Here is a 17,661-nt window from a genome sequence, read left to right on the forward strand (position 1 = left end):
GGGCGACTGCGCAACGAAGATGGGCTGCCTGGCGAACGTCAGGCATTGCTCACCGTGGCGTGCGAGACCTGCGCTACCAGCCGGCCGCGCAGGTCTCGGCGGTAACGCCAGCGCCTGCGTGGATGCGGCATCAGACCAATGGCAGGCAGATGTGGCTAACGCGGAATGCGCGGCGACGGACAGCCGCTGCCGTCACACTTGCGCAGGCAGCGGCGGCACTGCGGTGGGCTTGCCATCGGCATCGAGCGCGATCATCACGAACTGCCCGCGGGTGCACAGCTCGCGTGCGCCGCTGAGCAGATCTTCGGCGATCAGTTCCACTTCCACCTTGATCGAGCTGCGCCCCACCGACACCACGCGCGCGATGGTTTCCACCATCTGGCCCTGGCGGATCGGCAGCTTGAAATCCACCTGGTCCGAACGCGCGGTCACCACCGTGCGGCGCGCATAGCGCGAGGCGGCGAGGAATGCGGCCTTGTCCATCCACGCCAGTGCCTGTCCACCGAACAGGGTGCCCAGGTGATTGGTGTGATTGGGGAAGACGATCTCGGCCATGCGGGCTTCGGTGGGTGCAACAGGTGTGGGGCTGGTCATGAAGGAGATGCCGGAAGGAGAAAGGAACGCCAGCCCGATCAGCGGCGCAGGGTCGGCAGGAAACTCAGGTCCATGTGGTAACGCGACGGCCGCTGCGGATCGACGAAGACGCGCAACGATTGCCCCTCGCGCAGGAACGGCTGTGGATCGGTCCACAGGTTGTCGCTGCGATACTCCGTCAGGGTGTTGTGCGTGCGGTCGTGGCGATGGGCCAGGATACGGAACGGGTGCATGCCGTTGACCTGTACGGACGCATTGCGTTCAACGCAGACCAAGCGCGCCTCCACTACCGTGCCGTGCTGGCGCAACCAGGCAGCACGACGCGCATGCCAGACGCGATAGCCGAGGATGCCGCCCCCCACTCCACCGAACGCCACGCCCAGCAACAACAGGATCCAGCGCGCCTGATCCGGCAACAGCGCCGCGCCGACCAGCATGCCCAGCCCCGCCAGCAGGAAGCTCCAGGCGACGATGGTGACGGTGGTGTTCATCGCCGGGCGCCTATGCGGTCGCGATGGACGTGCGGCGTGCTCACAGCCCGCTGCGTACCGCCGCTTCCACCTGCGCCGGCGACTGGAAGCCAGGCAAGCGCGTCACTTCGGCGCCGTCCTTGAACAAGGCCAGGGTCGGCGTCTGGCGCAGGCCCAGATCGCGGAAAAAATCATGCCCTAATACTTCAAGCTTGACCTTTAACAATGCTAAGCCGCCTGCGGCATCGCTCTTCGCGAACCTCTCCAGAGACATATCGAGCATCCGACATCCAGGACAGTCGTCCTTATAAAAATCCACGAGCGCACGCGGGTGCTCGGCCAGCGCGGCAATGTAGTGTTCAGGCGAGGTGACTGTAATGGTTTGCATCGTGTCAATTGTGTTGGCATTGGGCCAGGACTTGATCGGTCCAGGTAGAGATGATCTGCGCATCCTTTGCACCGTGGGGCATCTGCTCGATGGTTAAGCGCGCAAAGGGACTGGAGAAGAACTGTGCTATGCGGTGTACGGCGCCGCAATAGTACTCCTCACCCCACTGTGTTTCGCCCGTGCCAAACACGGCTACGCGTGGTGGCTTCCCGATCATCTCCACCAAATCGACGATGAAACGTTTCATTTCGGCAGGCGTACGCCCTCCGTTGGCCGTCCAAGTGCCAAACATGAACAAGTCATACTGATCTAGCGTCAGCGATGCGTTCGCCAGAGTCTGCATATCGGTTTCAATCCAATCCAATGACAAGCCATGCTCTACACAGCGAGCACGAATAATCCGCGCAACATCGCGCGTGTTGCCGCTAAGCGATGCAACCGCAAGAAGGATTTTCATGTGACGTATTCATGAGATTGCAGCTCGCGTCTTGAGCGTCGCAGAGCCCTGATTGATATCTGTAAGTAGCATCTTAGTTCCATGCCAACATTTCACTCAGTTAGGGCGCCGGCACACCGGCGCCCTTCCCATGTCCCCAGAGATCACGCCTGCAAATTAATGGCTAGGCAGTGAACGAAAGTGTTGGCACACATTCTCCAGGCGTCCATTTCGGAACCTGGTGTACGAATGCACGAACACACTCTTGAAGAGAGTTTTCATGTTGACCTCTTGATCAAAAGAGGCGCAATGAACCGGTGGAAATGGAACTGGCTATCCTACGAAATGCGACCGGCGGCACTAGGCCTAGCGGCCAACTCTCTGTAGGATGCTGGTGGTCAGCGAGTCGAATTGTTGACGAAGCTCCAAATCTGGTGTAGTGCGGATCGCCTCTAGCATCCGTCTATCCCGGGCATCGAGTGGCTACTGTGCGTTAGCGCGCACACAGCCACTCGTTTGATCTGAATCAACTGAGTTGTAAAAGATCAATCTAGAACCCGCCCACAGTGGCGGGTTCTTTTTTTTGCAGCGCTTTACAGATCGTCGAAGCCGTTATCCGAGTTGGTCTTCTTGTACGAGGCATTGCGCATCTCGAAGAAGTCGGTCTTGGTCTCGGTGAAGTTGTCGGCGTAGGCCTTGATCCATGGCATCACGTTGTCGTTGGCGCCTTCGTACAGCTTCTCGATGCCGAGCATGCCGGCCATCTTGTTGGCGCGGTACTTCACGTAGCGGATCATCTCGTCCACGTCGATGCCGTCGATGCCGTCCAGCACTTCGGCGGTCCACTGGGTTTCCAGGTCGATCGCGTGTTCGAAGGCCTTGTGCACGTAGTCGGTGAGCTCGTCGCCCTGCAGCGCCTGGTTCTCGCCGATGATGGCGCGAATCAGCTCGCTGATGAACTTCGAATGCGCCAGCTCGTCGCGGTTGATGAAGCTGATGATCTTGCCGGTGCCGGTCATGCGGTTCTGGCGCACCAGATTGTAGAAATACGCAAAGCCGGAATAGAAGTTGATGCCTTCCAGGATCGAGGACTGGATCAGCGAACGGATCAGCGTTTCGGCCGTCTTCTCACGCATGAAGTCTTCGTAGGCGCCCATGATCGGCGCGTTGCGCTTGATGATGGTCGGGTGCGTGCGCGCGATCTCGAACACGCGGTTCTGGTCGGCCAGGCCGGTGATCGAGGCCAGCACGTAGCTGTAGCTCTCGTTATGGATCACTTCCTGCTGGCCGATGATCGCGGCATTGGCGTGCGCGGCCGGGTCGGTGATGTATTCGGCCACGTTGTAGATGAAACGCGTCTGCGGCGAATCCAGCGTGGCCAGCAGGCCGATGATCGAATCGTAGGCATTCTTTTCGCGCGCCGACAGCTCGTTGTACTGGCGCGCATCGCCCTTCATGTCCACCTCGTCGGGGATCCAGAAGTTGGTCGACAATTCCTTGTAGGCCCGATAGAAGGACGGGTACGGGATGTCGTTCCAGTTGAGGATGCCGGAGGTCTGACCGTTGATGATGCCGGTCGAACGGTTCGGGTTGCGCGGCTCAAGGATCTTGATGCGGTCGAGCGGTGTTGCGGACATGGGTTTCTACTCGTATTTCAGGCGTCGCCCACGCGTACAGCAGGGACAACAGCAGCAATCGTTCTGGAGGAAAGCCCCCTGAGTGAGGGGGCGCGCCGAAGGCGCGGGGTGTGGGAGCTGGTGAAGCAGGGTCCACGGTTCGCAACGCGAACCGTGGAAGCGAAGCGCGAATGCGCTTAGCTACTGAATGCGCTTTAGCTCGAACACCACTCGCACTCACTGATATCGATATCGTTGGAACGCACGTAGTACGTGGTCTTCAGGCCTTCGCGCCAGGCGGTCATGTGCAGGTCCAGCAGCGTGCTCGCACGGATGGTGCTAGGCACGTAGAAGTTGAAACTGATCGACTGGTCCACGTGCCGCTGGCGACGCGCGTTCTGGCGCACGCTGGCGAACTGGTCGACCTTGTAGGCGCCCTTTTCGTAGTACGGCCAGGTCTCCAGCGACAGGCCGGGTGCGGCGACCGGACGACGGAAATCCTTCTTTTCTTCGTAGTAGAACGCGCTGTAGATCGGGTCGATCGACGCGGTGGAGCCGGCGATCTGGGCGGTGCTCATGTTCGGCGCCACCGCCAGCATCCAGGCATTGCGCACGCCATTGACCGCCACCTGCGCCGACAGCTCCAGCCACTGCGGGCTGTTGTAGTCGCGTGCACGGAAGTACTCGCCGTTGTGCCAGTCGCTGCCGCGGAACACGCTGTAGGTGCCCTTTTCCTTGGCCAGCTCCATGCTCGCCTGGATGGTCAGGTAGTTGATGCGCTCGTACAGCTCGTCGCTGTAGTCCTCGGCTTCCTTGGCATTCCAGTGGATGCTCTTCTGCGCCAGCAGGTGATGCCAACCGAAGGTGCCCAGGCCAATGGCGCGGTACTTCTGGTTGGTGATGGTGGCCTGCGGCACCGGCAGCTGGTTGAGGTCGATGACGTTGTCGAGCATGCGCACCTGGATCGGGATCAAGCGCTCCAGCACGTCGGCGCCCAGCAGATCGGCCTGGTCGGCCTGCACGGTGATCGCGCGGCCCAGGTTGATCGAGGACAGGTTGCACACCACGAAGTCGCCGGCCTTCTTGGTGGTGACGATCTGATTGCCGCTGATGATCTCCTGCATCATGCGCGTCGGGCTCATGTTCTGCAGGATCTCGGTGCACAGGTTGGACGAATAGACCATGCCCTCGTGCTTGTTCGGGTTCTTGCGATTGACCTCGTCGCGATAGAACATGAACGGATTGCCGGTTTCCAGCTGGCTGACCATGATGCGCTTGAAGATCTCGATCGCCTTGACGGTCTTGCGCGTGATGCGCTCGTCGGCGACGACTTCTTCGTACTTGCGGCGGAAACTGCCGTTGGCATCGCCCTTCTTCTCGTCGAAGAAGTCCTGCAGATACCAGCCCTTGATCCGCTTCACTTCGTGCGGATCGAACAGGTACCAGTCGCCGCGGCGCTCGACCGCTTCCATGAACAGGTCGGGGATGCACACCGAGGTGAACACGTCGTGCGCACGCAGGCGCTGGTCTCCGTTGTTCAGGCGCAGGTCCAGGAACGCTTCGATGTCGCGGTGGAAGATGTCCAGGTAGACCGCGATGGCGCCCTTGCGCTGGCCCAGCTGGTCCACCGACACGGCGGTGTTGTTGAGCTGCTTGATCCACGGCACCACGCCGCCGGAGGAGTTGGACACGCCGCGGATCGCCGAGCCCGACGAACGCACATAGCCCAGGTAGGCGCCCACGCCGCCGCCGTGCTTGGACACGCGCGCCACGTCGGTATTGGAGTCGTAGATGCCCTGCAGGCTGTCGTCGACGGTGTCGATGAAGCAGCTCGACAGCTGGCCGCCGACCTTGCCGGCATTGGCCAGGGTCGGGGTGGCCACGGTCATGTACAGGTTGGACAGCGCCCAGTAGGCCTCGCCCACCAGCTGCATGCGGCGCTCGCGGCTGCCCTTGCCGGTGCCGATCTCGTCCTGCATCAGATACAGCGCAATCGTCAGCCAGCGCTCCTGCGGCAGTTCGAACACGCCGCGCGAGCTGTCGGTGGCCAAGTAACGGGTGGCCAGCAGGTACAGGCCGTTATAGGCGAACAGCTTGTCGCGCTCGGGCTCGATCATCTGCCCGGCTTCGATCAGTTCGTCCTTGGAATAGCGGCGCAGGATGTCGTTGGAATAGACATTGCGGTCGGCCAGGCTCTCATGCAGGCCCACGAACGAGCCGTACTTCTGGCTGGCGTCGTAGAAGCGGTTACGGCTGGCGCGCTTGTACAGCCGGCGCAGGTACAGGCGCGCGGCGAAGTGTTCCCACTCCGGGGTGGTCAGATCGACGCGGGCTTCGGCCTCACGGATCAGGTGGTCCACCAGGTCGTCGGCGTTGACGCTGTCCTTGCGCTCCACGAAGCCGAACACCGAGCGCTTGTAGTCGGCCACGTCCAGCTGCGGGAACTCGGCATGGATCTGGTCGATGGCGCGCTCCAGGCGCTGCGGCTCGAACGGAATCCGGCGGTTACCGGCTTCCTTGGTGATCCAGGTGGAGACGTTTTGTTCTTCGATGGTCTGTGCGTGCATTGCAATGGCTTGGCGGGGAGGCGGCACGATGTCCGACGGGTCGGTCAATTCCGGCGCGCCACAGGCGGGCGCGGCAACGCTGGCAGGAACGCTGGTGGGTGCTGCGGTACCGGCGGCGATCGCGGAAAGGGTGTCGTTGGTGGTCATGCGTCCTCCATGCGTAGGCACACGAACCCGCTTGGGGAGCAGGCGACAGCCGGTGGGCTTCGGACGGCATTGACCAGACCGGACACACCACGCGCGACCCCATGGCCCACGGCAGCATCTCCTACCAATTCTTCCGAAGTCCCATGGCCGCCATCACGCGGTGTGCTGTCGCGTGATGGTTGGTCGGTGGTGACGCGCTGCCGTCGTCGGATCCCGCAGCGCCCGCGGCACTGCCGGAACGCGTTCGGGCCGCTGCGCGGGGAGCCACAGGCGATGCGGCTTGCGCATCCGCGTCGTCATTCGGTGCCACTTGGGGGGCGGTCACCACCGAACCCCAAGATAGTGGGGTGCCCCCAGAGGGTCAACACCAAATGTGGAGAAATCCGCGCAGGCCTTGTGGCGTAACGGGCTGCTCGGACGAGCGGTCAGGCGCGACGGCCGGAGGACGAATCCGACTGCGCAGGTCAAGTCGGGAAGCTTCTGAACCGGCTGACGCGCTCACTCGACGTCCACACCAACCGTGGTATCGGTCGCACTTTTTCTGTCGCTGCGCCAGGCCACCGCTGGCGCCTCGGCAGGCGTCGGCCCGCATCCACCGCCACCGCCGCGGCGCCGCTCAGATCTCGGTCGGCCCGAGATGGTTGCGCTTGCGGTAGCGGATCGAGGACCACACCGAGGCGGCGATGAAGGCCACGCCGATCAGGCCGGTGAGGACCTCCGGCACGTGGTAGACGGTGCCCACCAGCATGATGATGGCCAGCACGCCGATGGCGTAATGGGCGCCGTGCTCCAGGAACACGAACTCGTCCAGTGTGCCCTTGTGCACCAGGTATACCGTCATCGAGCGCACGAACATCGCACCGATCGCCAGGCCCAGCATGATGATCACCACATCGCGGGTGATGGCGAAGGCGCCGATCACGCCATCGAAGGAGAACGAGGCGTCCAGCACTTCCAGGTACAGGAAGGCGGCGATGCCCGAGCGCTTGGCCGGGCCCACGCCGCCGTCCTCGCTGTCTTCGGCCTCGAACAACGCGTCCACGCTGCCGACCAGCAGATACAGCAGGATGCCGCCCAGCCCGGCGAACAACACGCTCTGGAAGATCGCCTCGGGCAGGAACAGCTTGGTGCCCAGCAGCACCGACACCGCCACGATCACCGACATCGCATCGGCCTTGCCCAGCTTGCCGACCAGCCGCTCCACCGGCCCCAGCCAGTGCAGCTTGCGCTCCTGGTCGAACAGGAAGTTCAGGAACACCAGCAGCAGGAACATGCCGCCGAAGGCGGCGATGGACGGATAGTGATCGGTCAGCACCTGGCTGTAGCGGTCCGGCTCCTTCAGTGCCATCTGCATCACCGGCACCAGGCCCATGCCGGTGGCCACCGACACGATCACGATCGGGAACACCAGGCGCATACCGAACACCGCGATCAGGATGCCCACGGTCAGGAACAGTTTCCGCCAGAACTCGTTCATATGCTTGAGCACGCCGGCGTTGACCACGGCGTTGTCGAACGACAGCGACACCTCCAGCACGCTCAGCACCAGGCATAACCACAAGGCCTGCCAGATCCCCAGGGACGAGCTATGACCCCACCAGGCCGCCAGGCCCAGGCAGATCGCGGTGACCACGAACGACATTCTGAAATCGCGAAACATTGACACTCCCAGGCGGGCCGAGACGACAGCCGAAGCAACGGGCCGGGGCAAGGCCCGGCGGATCCGGCGTGCGGTGAGGATGGGGGACCGCGGCGTGACGGGGCGTCAGGCCGGGCGCGGCCCGCCCATTATAGGGAGTGTCACTGTCATCAGGCTGGCATCGTCCGGATCCGGGTGCACGCCGAAGCCCAGGCTCTGGCACATCGCCAGCATGGTGCGGTTCTCGCGCAGCACCTGGCCTTCGATCTGCTTGAGCCCCAGCCAGCGCGCGTACTCGATCATGATGCGCATCAGCTGCCAGCCGATGCCGTGGCCCTTGAGATCCGAGCGGATCAGGATGCCGTATTCGCCGCGCTCGTAATCGGCATCGGCGTGCAGGCGCACCGCGCCCAGCATGTCGCCGGTCCTGGGGTCGATGGCCACCAGCGCGATCGAGCGGGCGTAGTCGAGCTGGGTCAGCCGGGCGATGAACTCGTGGCTGAAATGCTTCACCGACTGGAAGAAGCGCAGGCGCAGGTCCTCGTCGGTGACGCGAGCGAAGAAGGCGCGGAACAGCGCGTCGTCTTCCGGCCGCACCGGGCGCACCAGCGCATGGGTGCCGTCGCCCAGGCCGATCTGGCGCTCCCATTCCTTCGGGTACGGAAAGATCGCAAAGCGCGGGTGGCCGCGCCCCTTGTGCAGCTTGCGCGCCGGGGCCACCGCCACACGGGCGTCCAGCGCGATCACGCCATCGCGGTCGGCCAGCAGCGGATTGATGTCCAGCTCGGTGATCTCGGGGATGTCGGCGGCCAGCTGCGCCAGCTTGACCAGCACCAGCGCCACCGCGCGCTCGTCGGCGGCCGGCACGTCGCGGTAGGCCTTGAGGATGCGCGAGACGCGGGTGCGGCCGATCAGCTCGTGGGCCAGGCGCAGGTCCAGCGGCGGCAGGGCAAGCTCGCGGTCGTTGATGACCTCCACCGCGGTACCGCCACGCCCGAACACGATCACCGGCCCGAACACCGGATCGTCGGCGATCCCGGCGATCAGTTCGCGCGCCTTCGGCCGCAGCACCGTCGGCTGCACGATCACCCCCTCGATCGCCGCGTCAGGATGCGCGGCGCGCGCTCGCGCCAGGATGCCGGTCGCTGCCTCGCGCACCGCCGCCACGCTGGACAGGTTCAGGCGCACCCCATCCACATCGGACTTGTGCGCGATCCCGCTGGACAACACTTTCAAGGTCACCGTGCGCCCGACCGCCAGGAGCGGGTCGGCCAGCAGGGCGGCGTCGTTGGCGGTGGCGGCCACCTGCAGCGGCACCACCGGGATGCCGTAGGCGGCCAGCAGGCGGTTGGTGGCGACCGGGTCCAGCCAGCGCCGGCCGGCGGCCAACGCGTCTTCCACCAGCGTGCGCACGATGCCGGCATCCACCACGAAGTCTTCCGGCAGGCTGGGCGGGGTTTCCATCAACGCCGCCTGGGCCTCGCGGTAGCGCACCAGGTGGGTGAAACCGCGCACCGCGTCCGATTCGGTGGCATAGGTAGGCACGCGCGCGGCGTTGAGCGCGGCGATGGCCGCATCGTCCTGGCCCAGCCACACCGCGAAGACCGGCTTGTCGCGCTGATAGCGGTTGCGCTGCTCCAGCGCGCGGGTCAGCGCCTTGGCCGCATCGGCCGAAGAGGTGAACGCGGTGGGCACGTTGACCACCAGCAGCGCATCGTTCTCCGCATCGTCCAGCAGCGCTTCGATGGCCGCGGCATAGCGCGCGCCGTCGGCGTCGACGATGATGTCCACCGGATTGCTGCGCGACCAGCCGTCGGGCAGCGACTGATCGAGTCTTTCCAGCGTCTTGGCCGACAACTCGGCCAGGGTGCCGCCGCGCAGCACCAGTTGATCCACCGCCAGCTGCCCCACTCCGCCGCCATTGCTCAGGATGGCCAGCCGCCGGCCGGGGAAACTGCCCAGCCGGCCCAGCGTTTCGGCAGCGGCGAACAACTCGTCCAGCGCGCCCACCCGCAACAGGCCAGCGCGCGCGAACGCCGCGCCGTACACCGCATCCGAGCCGGCCAGCGCCTGCGCGTGGGTGTCGGCATTGGGATCGATGCGGAACTGGCGACCGGATTTGACCACCACCACCGGCTTGGCGCGCGCGGCCGCACGCGCGGCCGACATGAACTTGCGCGCATCGCCGATGCGTTCGACGTAGAGCAGGATCGCGCGGGTGCGGTAGTCGGTGGCGAAGTAATCCAGCAGATCGCCGAAATCCACATCCAGCGTATCGCCCAGCGACACCACCGCCGAGAACCCCACCGAGCGCGCCACGCCCCATTCCACCAGTGCGGCGGCAATGGCGCTGGATTCGGAGATCAGCGCCAGATCGCCGGCCTGCGGGCAATGCGCGGCGATGCTGGCGTTGAGCCGCGCGTGCGGGGCGATCACCCCCAGGCAATGCGGGCCGAGAATGCGCAGTCCCTTGGCGCGCGCGGCCGCTTCCACGCGTGCCGCCGGCGAGCCGGGACCGCTGCCCAGCCCGGCGGTGAGAATGATCGCCGCGGCCACCCCGCGCCGCGCGGCGATGGAGACGATACGCGGCACGATGCGCGCCGGTGCGGTGATCACCACCAGGTCCGGCACCCATGGCAGATCGGTCAGCCGCGCGACCGTGCGCACGCCGTCGATCTCGCTGTAGCGCGGGCTGACCCAACCGATCTGGCCAGGAAATCCAGACGCACGCAGATTGCGCACCACCGCCCGCCCGGCCGAGCGCTCGCGCGGGCTGCCGCCCACCACCGCGACGGTGCCGGGGCGAAAGACCTGCTGCAGGTGGTAGGTACTCATCGTGCGGGGGAGAACAATGCCATCGCGCTACGGTACACGTCAGGCAGCGCCAACGTCATGGATCGCGAGACGGCGATCAGCGCGACAGTGCACACCCTCATTGTGAACGATTCGCATTTTCGTTAATATCGCGTCATCAGCCAGCCCGTGCGCGCCTGCGCCCCGTCCGCCAGCGACTCATTCGGAACAGGGCTCCCCATGAAATATCTGACGCTGTCGGCGCTGTTGCTTGCGGCCTCCGCCTCCGCGCACACCCCGTATCTGGCACCGAGCACGTTCGCTCCGCAGCCCGGTCAGACCGTAACCCTGGATGCAGCGTTCGCCGAGACCTTCTTCGTTCCGGAAGCGGCGTTCGACCAGAGCCGCTTCAGCATCACCGGACCCGATGGCGGCGATACCGCACCATCGCGTGTGCAGGGGTTCGATACCCGCACCGTCGTCGAACACACCCTGGGCAAACAAGCCGGCACCTATCGTTTCAGCACCGGCCTGCGCGTGGGTGCGCAATTCCGCACCTGGGAGCACAACGGCAAACGCGAAACGGTGCGTGATCCGAAGATCCCGATGCCGCAGGGCGCCACGCTGGTTGCCAGCTTCCAGTCGCGCACCCTGGCACAGACCTATCTGAGCGTCGGCAAGCCCGATCGCACCGCCCTGGCCGCGAGCAACCGCGGCCTGGAGCTGATCCCGGTCACGCACCCCAACGATCTGTACGTCGGGGAGACGTTCGACTTCACGGTGCAGTACGACGGCGCCCCGCTGGCCAATCAGAACGTGGAGATCAGCGAGGCGGTGTGGACTTCCGACCGCAAGCCCAAGCTGGTCAGCGTGACCACCGATGCCACAGGCCGCGCACGCTTGAAGCTGGACCAGGCCGGCACCTGGCTGGCACTGACCCGCCATCGCACCGGCGCGCCGGCCGACGCGCCGGTGCGCGAGTACAGCAACAGCACCACGCTCACCTTCCAGGTGCTGGAGCAATAGCGCTACGCAACCGCTGCGGCGGTTGCACGTTCCACGCGGCATGCCGGTGTCGGCGCGCACGCATCGGCCGGCCACACCCTCACCCGCACGCGGCGATGTACCGGTAGACCCGGCGCCGCGGCCCGACATGTTCCCCTCACGAGGCAATCCATGAACCCTCGCTCCCTGGCCGGCGCGTGCCTGTGCGCGCTGCTGCTTCCCACCCTCGCCACCGCCCAATCCGCCCCGCGTCCGTTGCTCGGCGGGCACGGCAACAATGTGCAGGCCTTCATCACGCAACACGACGACGCCCACGACGGCCGGATCACCGCGGCCGACTTCACCAACCTGTTCGATGAGCGCTACTGGCAATGGGCGCGTATCCGCAATGTCACCCGTGGCGATTTCTATCTGTATGGCTATGCCACCGACGACGGTATCGGCCGCTATAGCGAGCCGGGGCGCAACCTGCGCGCCACGGTGTACGTCACGTTCTGAAACGCAACAGCCGCGGCGCACCGCTGCACGGCATTCGTGCAGCGGTGCAGGACCGAATGGAGAGTACCGAGTGAGCTGCGCATGCTGCGCTGCGCGAGGCTCCGATACGCCGGGTCAATCGACAGGGAGGAGGTGCCGCAACGCATGCGGCACCTCGACCATCGCCGCCATCGGCCATGGCATGATGCGCACCGCTGGCCGCGCACCATGCCATCGCCTGCAGCGCTACAGCAGCGTGCCGCTGAGGATCAGCGCGGCGATGCTGAAGTAGATCACCAGCCCGGTGACATCCACCAGGGTCGCCACGAACGGCGCCGAGGCGCTGGCCGGGTCGAAGCCGAAGCGTTGCAGCACGAACGGCAGCATCGAACCGGACAACGAACCGAAGGTGACGATGCCCACCAGCGCCGCACCGATGGTCAACGCCACCATCTGCCAGTGCGGGCCGTAGTCGTACAGGCCGGCGTTCTGCCAGATCGCGATGCGCACGATCGCCAGCACGCCCAGGATCGCGCCCAGGGTCACGCCGGTGGGCAGCTCGCGCAGGGCCACCTTCCACCAATCGCGCAGACGCAGTTCGCGCAACGCCAGCGAGCGGATCAGCAAGGAGGTGGCCTGCGAACCGGAATTGCCGCCCGAACTCATGATCAAGGGAATGAACAAGGTCAGCACCACTGCCTTGGACAGCTCGTCCTCGAAGTGCTGCATCGCGCTGGCGGTGAGCATCTCGCCCAGGAACAGCACGCTCAGCCAACCGGCGCGCTTCTTGATCATCTGCCCGAAGCCGATCTGCATATAGGGCTTGTCCAGCGCTTCCATGCCACCGAACTTGTGCACGTCCTCGGTGGATTCGGCGATCAGCGCATCCAGCACATCGTCCACGGTGACGATACCCAGTACATGGCCATGCCGATCCACCACCGGGATCGCCAGCAGATCGTGGCGGCGGATCAACCGCGCCACTTCTTCCTGGTCCAGCGCCGGATCCACGCTGATCGGCGGATTGACCTGCGCCACCTCCAGGATCGGCGCATCCGCAGCGCCGGTGATCAGCCGGCGCATGGTCACCACCTGCTGCAGCACGCGGCTGTGCGGATCGAGCAGATAGATCGCGTAGACCGTCTCGCGGCTGCGCTCCACCGCGCGGATGTGCTGCAGGGTGCGGCCCACCGTCCAGTCGGCCGGCACCGCCACGAACTCGGTGGTCATCAGCGCGCCGGCGGTGTTGGGCGGGTAGCGCATCAGCGCCTGGATCGACAACCGTGCCTCGGCGCTGAGCAGCCACAGCAACGGCTGGCGTTGCTCGGCATCCAGTCCATGGAAGATATCGGTGGCGCGGTCGGCGGCCATCTGCCCGAGCAGGGACGCGGCCTGTTCGGCGGGCAATTGCGCGACCAGCGCGCTCGCATCGCGCAGCTCGGGTTGCTCGAGCAACTTCACCGCACGCGGCAAAGGCAACGCGGCCAACAGCTGCGCTGCAGCGGCGCGATCGAGGGTGTTGAGGTACTCCACCGCATCGGCCGTGTTGAGTTCGGCCAGGGGGGCGGTCAATGCATCGACGCCTTGGGCAAGGCGCAGGGTCTCGTCGTACATGGTGGTTCGCCTGGTGACGACCGTCGTCGATGACGGCTGGCGAACCTCAAAGCCTCAGGCGCGCGCCAACCAGGTCATCGACCCGGGTCTAGGGTGACTGTCGCTGGACATGGTGAAAGGCTCCGAAAGGTGCGCACCGGCCGGTGATCCGGGCGGCGGCGCGGCGCAGTCTGCGCGCATGAGGCAGCTTGGTCAATGCCCTGTGCGATGCCCGCTCATGTTCGCCTCCGAAACGGGGGCATGGGCTGGGCAGCAGCCTGCCACACGGCACTGGCACAGCGGGCCAGCACCATCCGCTGTGCCGACCCGCGGCATCGAGCACTGCGCATGATGGCCACAACGGCCGGCGGAATGCCGGAATGCCGGACTTCGCCAGGCGGCCCTTGTCACCGCCGCATCCCTCGCCGCTAGCGCTGCCGTCGCGGTCATCCATTTGCCGCTACCGGTCGTCGCAAAGTGGCAACGGGTTGCTGCGCTCGCTGCTAGAGTCCGCTTCCGGCACGGCCGTCGAGTGCGTCGCGCGACGGCGCCGGCATCCACCACACCGCCACCACCCTATCTTCGGAGCCACCCATGCCGTCCTCCTTGTCGTCGCTGTTGCGTCGTGTCAGCCCAGCGTGCCTGTGCCTGATGGCCGGCTGGGGAGCAGTTGCCACCGCGCAGACCCAACTGCCTGCCAGCGCACCCGTACAGGCCCATGAGACTGCCCCGCACGACGCTCACGAATGGGGCTATACCGGTCCGGAAGGTGCCGAACACTGGGCCGACCTGGCCAAGGAAAACGCGCTCTGCGGCAACGGCCAGCAGAATAGTCCGATCGACCTGAAAGCCGCCATCGATGCCAACCTGGGCAGCCTGCTGCTGCACTACGGCGCCGTTCCGCTGGTGGTGAACAACACCGGCCACTCCATCCAACTGGACCTGCACGACGGCGGCAGCATGTCCACCGGCGGCAAGCAGTACCAGGCGATGCAGCTGCACTTCCACCACCCCAGCGAACACCTGTTGAATGGCCGGCGCTTTCCGATGGAGGCGCACATCGTGCATCAGGGCCCGGACGGCACCCTGGGCGTGCTGGCGATCTTCTTCGAAACCGGCAAAGCCAACCCGGCCTTCCAGCGCGTGCTGGATGCCATGCCCAAGGACAAACACCAGACCCAGCACGTCGCCGATGCAACGGTGCGCGCCAGCGACTTCCTGCCCACCGATCGCCGCAGCTTCTTCCGCTACGAAGGATCGCTGACCACACCGCCGTGCAGCGAAACGGTGGACTGGGTGGTACTGGCGCAGCCGGTGCAGGTGTCGGAAGAACAGATCAACGCCTTCGAACGCGTCTATCCGTTCAATGCGCGCCCGCTACAGCCGTTGGATCGGCGTTTCCTGCTCAAAAGCCACTGATTTCCTGCGTTGCGGGTCGGCGATGCGTGGTCTGCACGCATCGCCTGTCGCACTCACCACGCAAGTACTGCACTCAGTGAGTCAGCGCACCGTTCCCGCCATCGGTATCGTAACTCTCGCTACACATGTGACGCATCGTCACGTAGATGCACGTAGACACACGTAGTGTCTATGACAATCTGGGCTGGTTTCACCGACCTAATCGAAGCCAACTCAGCCTTCTAACAAGCCGCTGGAATACTCAAAGCGCGCACCTATTCAGGGAAGGGCCATTTTTTATGCCAGGGCAACTCACATCCTACCCACTCCTTACCCTCTGAAAGTATTCTTTTTATCTTCTCATATCGGCCAAACATTTTCGGATGCAAGATTTTATCTGAAATCAAAAACTCAATTGAGTTCCTCAGAATTGTCTTTTCTTCCGAGTTTTCCTTTATTTCAATAATGCAATCATGCTCGTCGTCAAACAAAGTCCACACCCAGTATCCAATCGACTTAACTGCGTTATCCTTAGACTCTTTTGGCCATTCATCTTCAAATTCATCTGAAGACAGTCGGTTTTCATCCAGCTTACGCAGCAATTCAATCCCGATGCTTCTAGCAGCATAATCGATCACTGAGTACCTCGACATTTTATAAAAGCATTCAGCGCTTCAACGTGCTCTGTTATTGCACCAACACCTGCCCCGAGAATACCAGCTCTCCTAACCACTGTTCCTATCCCGAGTCTGCCGATGGCTCTCCCAACCCCATTTCCCAAGTAACGTCTGGAGTAGCTCGTATAACGCCCACTTGGACCGCCGCCAGCCACCCCGCCGCGCGGCTTAATTGCTGATTTATTGACTACTTGCGCCGATCCACCAAAGAGCGCAGAACCGGCGCCAAATCCCACAATCGAATTGACTGACTCCTCCATGGAGTAGGTACTTAGAGCAGTATCAAGACAATCTTCTTTTGGTTTGTCTTCACAAAGACCAGAAGGATCCACGTGACTGACTGGGCTTCCTTCAACATAAACGTATGTACCGACTCCTGCTTTTAGCCCAATCGGATCACTCTGCCCATACCGACCAGTGGCCGCATCGTAATCCCGGAAGTAGTTCTGATTGAACCCGCTCGCTGCATCGAAACGCTGCCCCGGGAAGCGCATGTCGAACACCATCGCGGTGCCATCGCCATCCGGGTCCTGGTTGGGTGCGGTGTTGCCGAAAGCTTCGCCCTTCAGGCTCCAGCTCCACACCGCAACGTCGCGGGCAGCATCGACGACGACGCGCGGGCTGCCGAGATGGTCGGGTTCGATGTAGTGCAGTTGGCCGCCGTTGGCCAGCAGGCCCACCGGCAAGTCGTCCAGCCAGATCGCTTGCTGCTTGGGCGCGCCATTGGTGTCGTAGTCGCCCAGCCAATGACCGGCCTCGTCGTAGAGCGTGTAGGTATTGGTGGTGCCCAGGTAGCGGCGTACCTGCTCGCCGCGGCCGTTGTAGCGGTAGTTCATGACCGCGACACCTGCGCGCTTGACCTGGGTCATGCGGCCAGTGGTGTCGTACAGGTATTCGCGTGCCTTGCCGCCGATGGTGAGAGTGTTGCCCATCTTGTAGTAGGTGCGCGCCACGCCGGCGACCGCACTCAAACGATGGTTGGTCGTCGGATAGGTGTAGGCCTGAGTGGCACCGCCGATTTTGGCACTCAAGCGATTGCCGGTGGCATCGTAGCTGTAGCCGTCGATCACGGTATCGGTACTGCCCTCCTTGTTAGATTTCCCAGTTCATTCTCAAAGTGCTCCAGAGCACCCGCTCGACAGCTCAGTCAATTCTGCATCCATTACCACGATAACTATATCTGACACCAGCTGACCGCATTCACCCATATGGTTGTAGATCAAATTGAGCCTACCTTGATTGAGAAATCCAGAATACACCCCTTTCATATCATCTTTTTTAGATTTTACAATAAAAATATTTTTACTCCCTGCATAATATTCACTTAATCCGGTTATTTTATTGAAGAGATCTACGCTTATTTTCTCATAGTCTTTGTTTCCGAGAGCAGATCTGGCGGCATCAGCTTTTCCAGGAGAAACTACTAATATCTCGCCATCCCTTAATCTATACACTCCCATTGATCTATTGTAATTATCACCCCCACTAATATTAACTTCTTCGAAACCGCCAGCGGCGCAGCCAGAAATAAGAATGAGCGACACAGCGATATAAATTAATCGATTCATTTGCAATCCAATCTATCTTTTATGATATCTCTAACCCGATCATCAGGAAGCCCAAAATATTCACCCATAATATTCCCCTCCCACCCCGGGACTGCCTTCGCCTTTCTAGGGTTTTTACCTATTATGTCATACATATCGTGGCGAGAATTATAATAGAAATCCATTAAATGTCCGGCTTCATGGGCGGCAACCCATGGATCGTTGTCGGCACGACGCCCCCCCCAGTTTGAGTAGCACCTTGGTTTGGAGTCCAATTCCCTACCCCGAGGAGATTGGACGTGAAGAAGCGTTTT

Annotated in this window: 15 protein-coding genes and 1 pseudogene; 3 read left to right on the plus strand and 13 right to left on the minus strand. The window is 63.0% G+C overall.

All coding sequences use genetic code 11. The features are described from left to right. Window positions 1-192 precede the first annotated feature (192 nt). From LL962_RS19525 to LL962_RS19560, 8 genes are all read right to left on the minus strand, one after another. The gene (locus tag LL962_RS19525; protein WP_228318104.1) at window positions 193-594 is read right to left on the minus strand and encodes an acyl-CoA thioesterase; all 402 of its coding nucleotides are present in this window, start codon (window positions 592-594) and stop codon (window positions 193-195) included. A 38-nt stretch (window positions 595-632) separates the two neighbouring features. Beyond that, the gene (locus LL962_RS19530; protein WP_228318105.1) at window positions 633-1,085 is read right to left on the minus strand and encodes a DUF3592 domain-containing protein; all 453 of its coding nucleotides are present in this window, start codon (window positions 1,083-1,085) and stop codon (window positions 633-635) included. A gap of 40 nt (window positions 1,086-1,125) precedes the next feature. Then, a complete protein-coding gene (locus tag LL962_RS19535) occupies window positions 1,126-1,452 on the minus strand; it encodes a thioredoxin family protein (RefSeq protein ID WP_228318106.1) in 327 nt (108 codons plus the stop codon). A 4-nt stretch (window positions 1,453-1,456) separates the two neighbouring features. Continuing rightward, the gene (locus LL962_RS19540) at window positions 1,457-1,909 is read right to left on the minus strand and encodes a flavodoxin (RefSeq protein ID WP_228318107.1); all 453 of its coding nucleotides are present in this window, start codon (window positions 1,907-1,909) and stop codon (window positions 1,457-1,459) included. A gap of 572 nt (window positions 1,910-2,481) precedes the next feature. After that, a complete protein-coding gene (locus LL962_RS19545) occupies window positions 2,482-3,525 on the minus strand; it encodes a ribonucleotide-diphosphate reductase subunit beta (RefSeq protein ID WP_005914812.1) in 1,044 nt (347 codons plus the stop codon). A gap of 194 nt (window positions 3,526-3,719) precedes the next feature. Further along, a complete protein-coding gene (locus LL962_RS19550; protein ID WP_228318108.1) occupies window positions 3,720-6,218 on the minus strand; it encodes a ribonucleoside-diphosphate reductase subunit alpha in 2,499 nt (832 codons plus the stop codon). A gap of 616 nt (window positions 6,219-6,834) precedes the next feature. Then, window positions 6,835-7,878, minus strand: a complete 1,044-nt coding sequence (locus LL962_RS19555; protein WP_104587741.1) for a DUF475 domain-containing protein — start codon at window positions 7,876-7,878, stop codon at window positions 6,835-6,837. Window positions 7,879-7,983: 105 nt separating this feature from the next. Beyond that, window positions 7,984-10,692, minus strand: coding sequence for a bifunctional acetate--CoA ligase family protein/GNAT family N-acetyltransferase (locus tag LL962_RS19560; RefSeq protein WP_228318109.1), 2,709 nt, complete (start codon window positions 10,690-10,692; stop codon window positions 7,984-7,986). A 198-nt stretch (window positions 10,693-10,890) separates the two neighbouring features. Here LL962_RS19560 and LL962_RS19565 point away from each other — a divergent pair, with 198 nt between their 5' ends. After that, window positions 10,891-11,676 (plus strand): DUF4198 domain-containing protein, encoded by a 786-nt coding sequence (locus LL962_RS19565; RefSeq protein WP_228318110.1) that lies wholly within the window; start codon window positions 10,891-10,893, stop codon window positions 11,674-11,676. 150 nt (window positions 11,677-11,826) lie between these two features. After that, window positions 11,827-12,153 carry a hypothetical protein gene (locus LL962_RS19570; protein WP_228318111.1) on the plus strand — a complete coding sequence of 109 codons (327 nt, stop codon included), beginning with the start codon at window positions 11,827-11,829 and terminating at the stop codon, window positions 12,151-12,153. A gap of 225 nt (window positions 12,154-12,378) precedes the next feature. Here LL962_RS19570 and mgtE read toward each other — a convergent pair whose 3' ends face one another. Then, complete coding sequence (gene mgtE, locus LL962_RS19575; protein ID WP_228318112.1) at window positions 12,379-13,746, minus strand: magnesium transporter; 1,368 nt, start codon at window positions 13,744-13,746, stop codon at window positions 12,379-12,381. Between the two features lie 573 nt (window positions 13,747-14,319). On the opposite strand from mgtE, the gene LL962_RS19580 reads away from it, so the two are divergent. Next, on the plus strand, window positions 14,320-15,144 hold the full coding sequence (locus LL962_RS19580) for a carbonic anhydrase (protein ID WP_228318113.1): 825 nt from the start codon (window positions 14,320-14,322) through the stop codon (window positions 15,142-15,144). A 254-nt stretch (window positions 15,145-15,398) separates the two neighbouring features. Here LL962_RS19580 and LL962_RS19585 read toward each other — a convergent pair whose 3' ends face one another. The 4 genes and pseudogenes from LL962_RS19585 to LL962_RS19600 form a co-directional block, all read right to left on the minus strand. After that, window positions 15,399-15,761 carry a hypothetical protein gene (locus LL962_RS19585; protein ID WP_228318114.1) on the minus strand — a complete coding sequence of 121 codons (363 nt, stop codon included), beginning with the start codon at window positions 15,759-15,761 and terminating at the stop codon, window positions 15,399-15,401. Then, window positions 15,758-16,891, minus strand: a pseudogene (locus tag LL962_RS19590) (RHS repeat-associated core domain-containing protein); the annotation flags it as partial. The gene LL962_RS19585 and the pseudogene LL962_RS19590, both read right to left, overlap by 4 nt. A 21-nt stretch (window positions 16,892-16,912) precedes the next feature. Next, window positions 16,913-17,368: a hypothetical protein gene (locus LL962_RS19595; RefSeq protein WP_228318115.1), complete on the minus strand. Its 456-nt coding sequence runs from the start codon at window positions 17,366-17,368 to the stop codon at window positions 16,913-16,915. Next, a partial coding sequence (locus tag LL962_RS19600; protein WP_228318116.1) for a hypothetical protein occupies window positions 17,365-17,661 on the minus strand: 297 nt, incomplete at its 5' end. The genes LL962_RS19600 and LL962_RS19595, both read right to left, overlap by 4 nt.

The sequence above is a fragment of the Xanthomonas sp. NCPPB 1067 genome, from assembly GCF_020783795.1.
Classification (GTDB): domain Bacteria; phylum Pseudomonadota; class Gammaproteobacteria; order Xanthomonadales; family Xanthomonadaceae; genus Xanthomonas; species Xanthomonas melonis.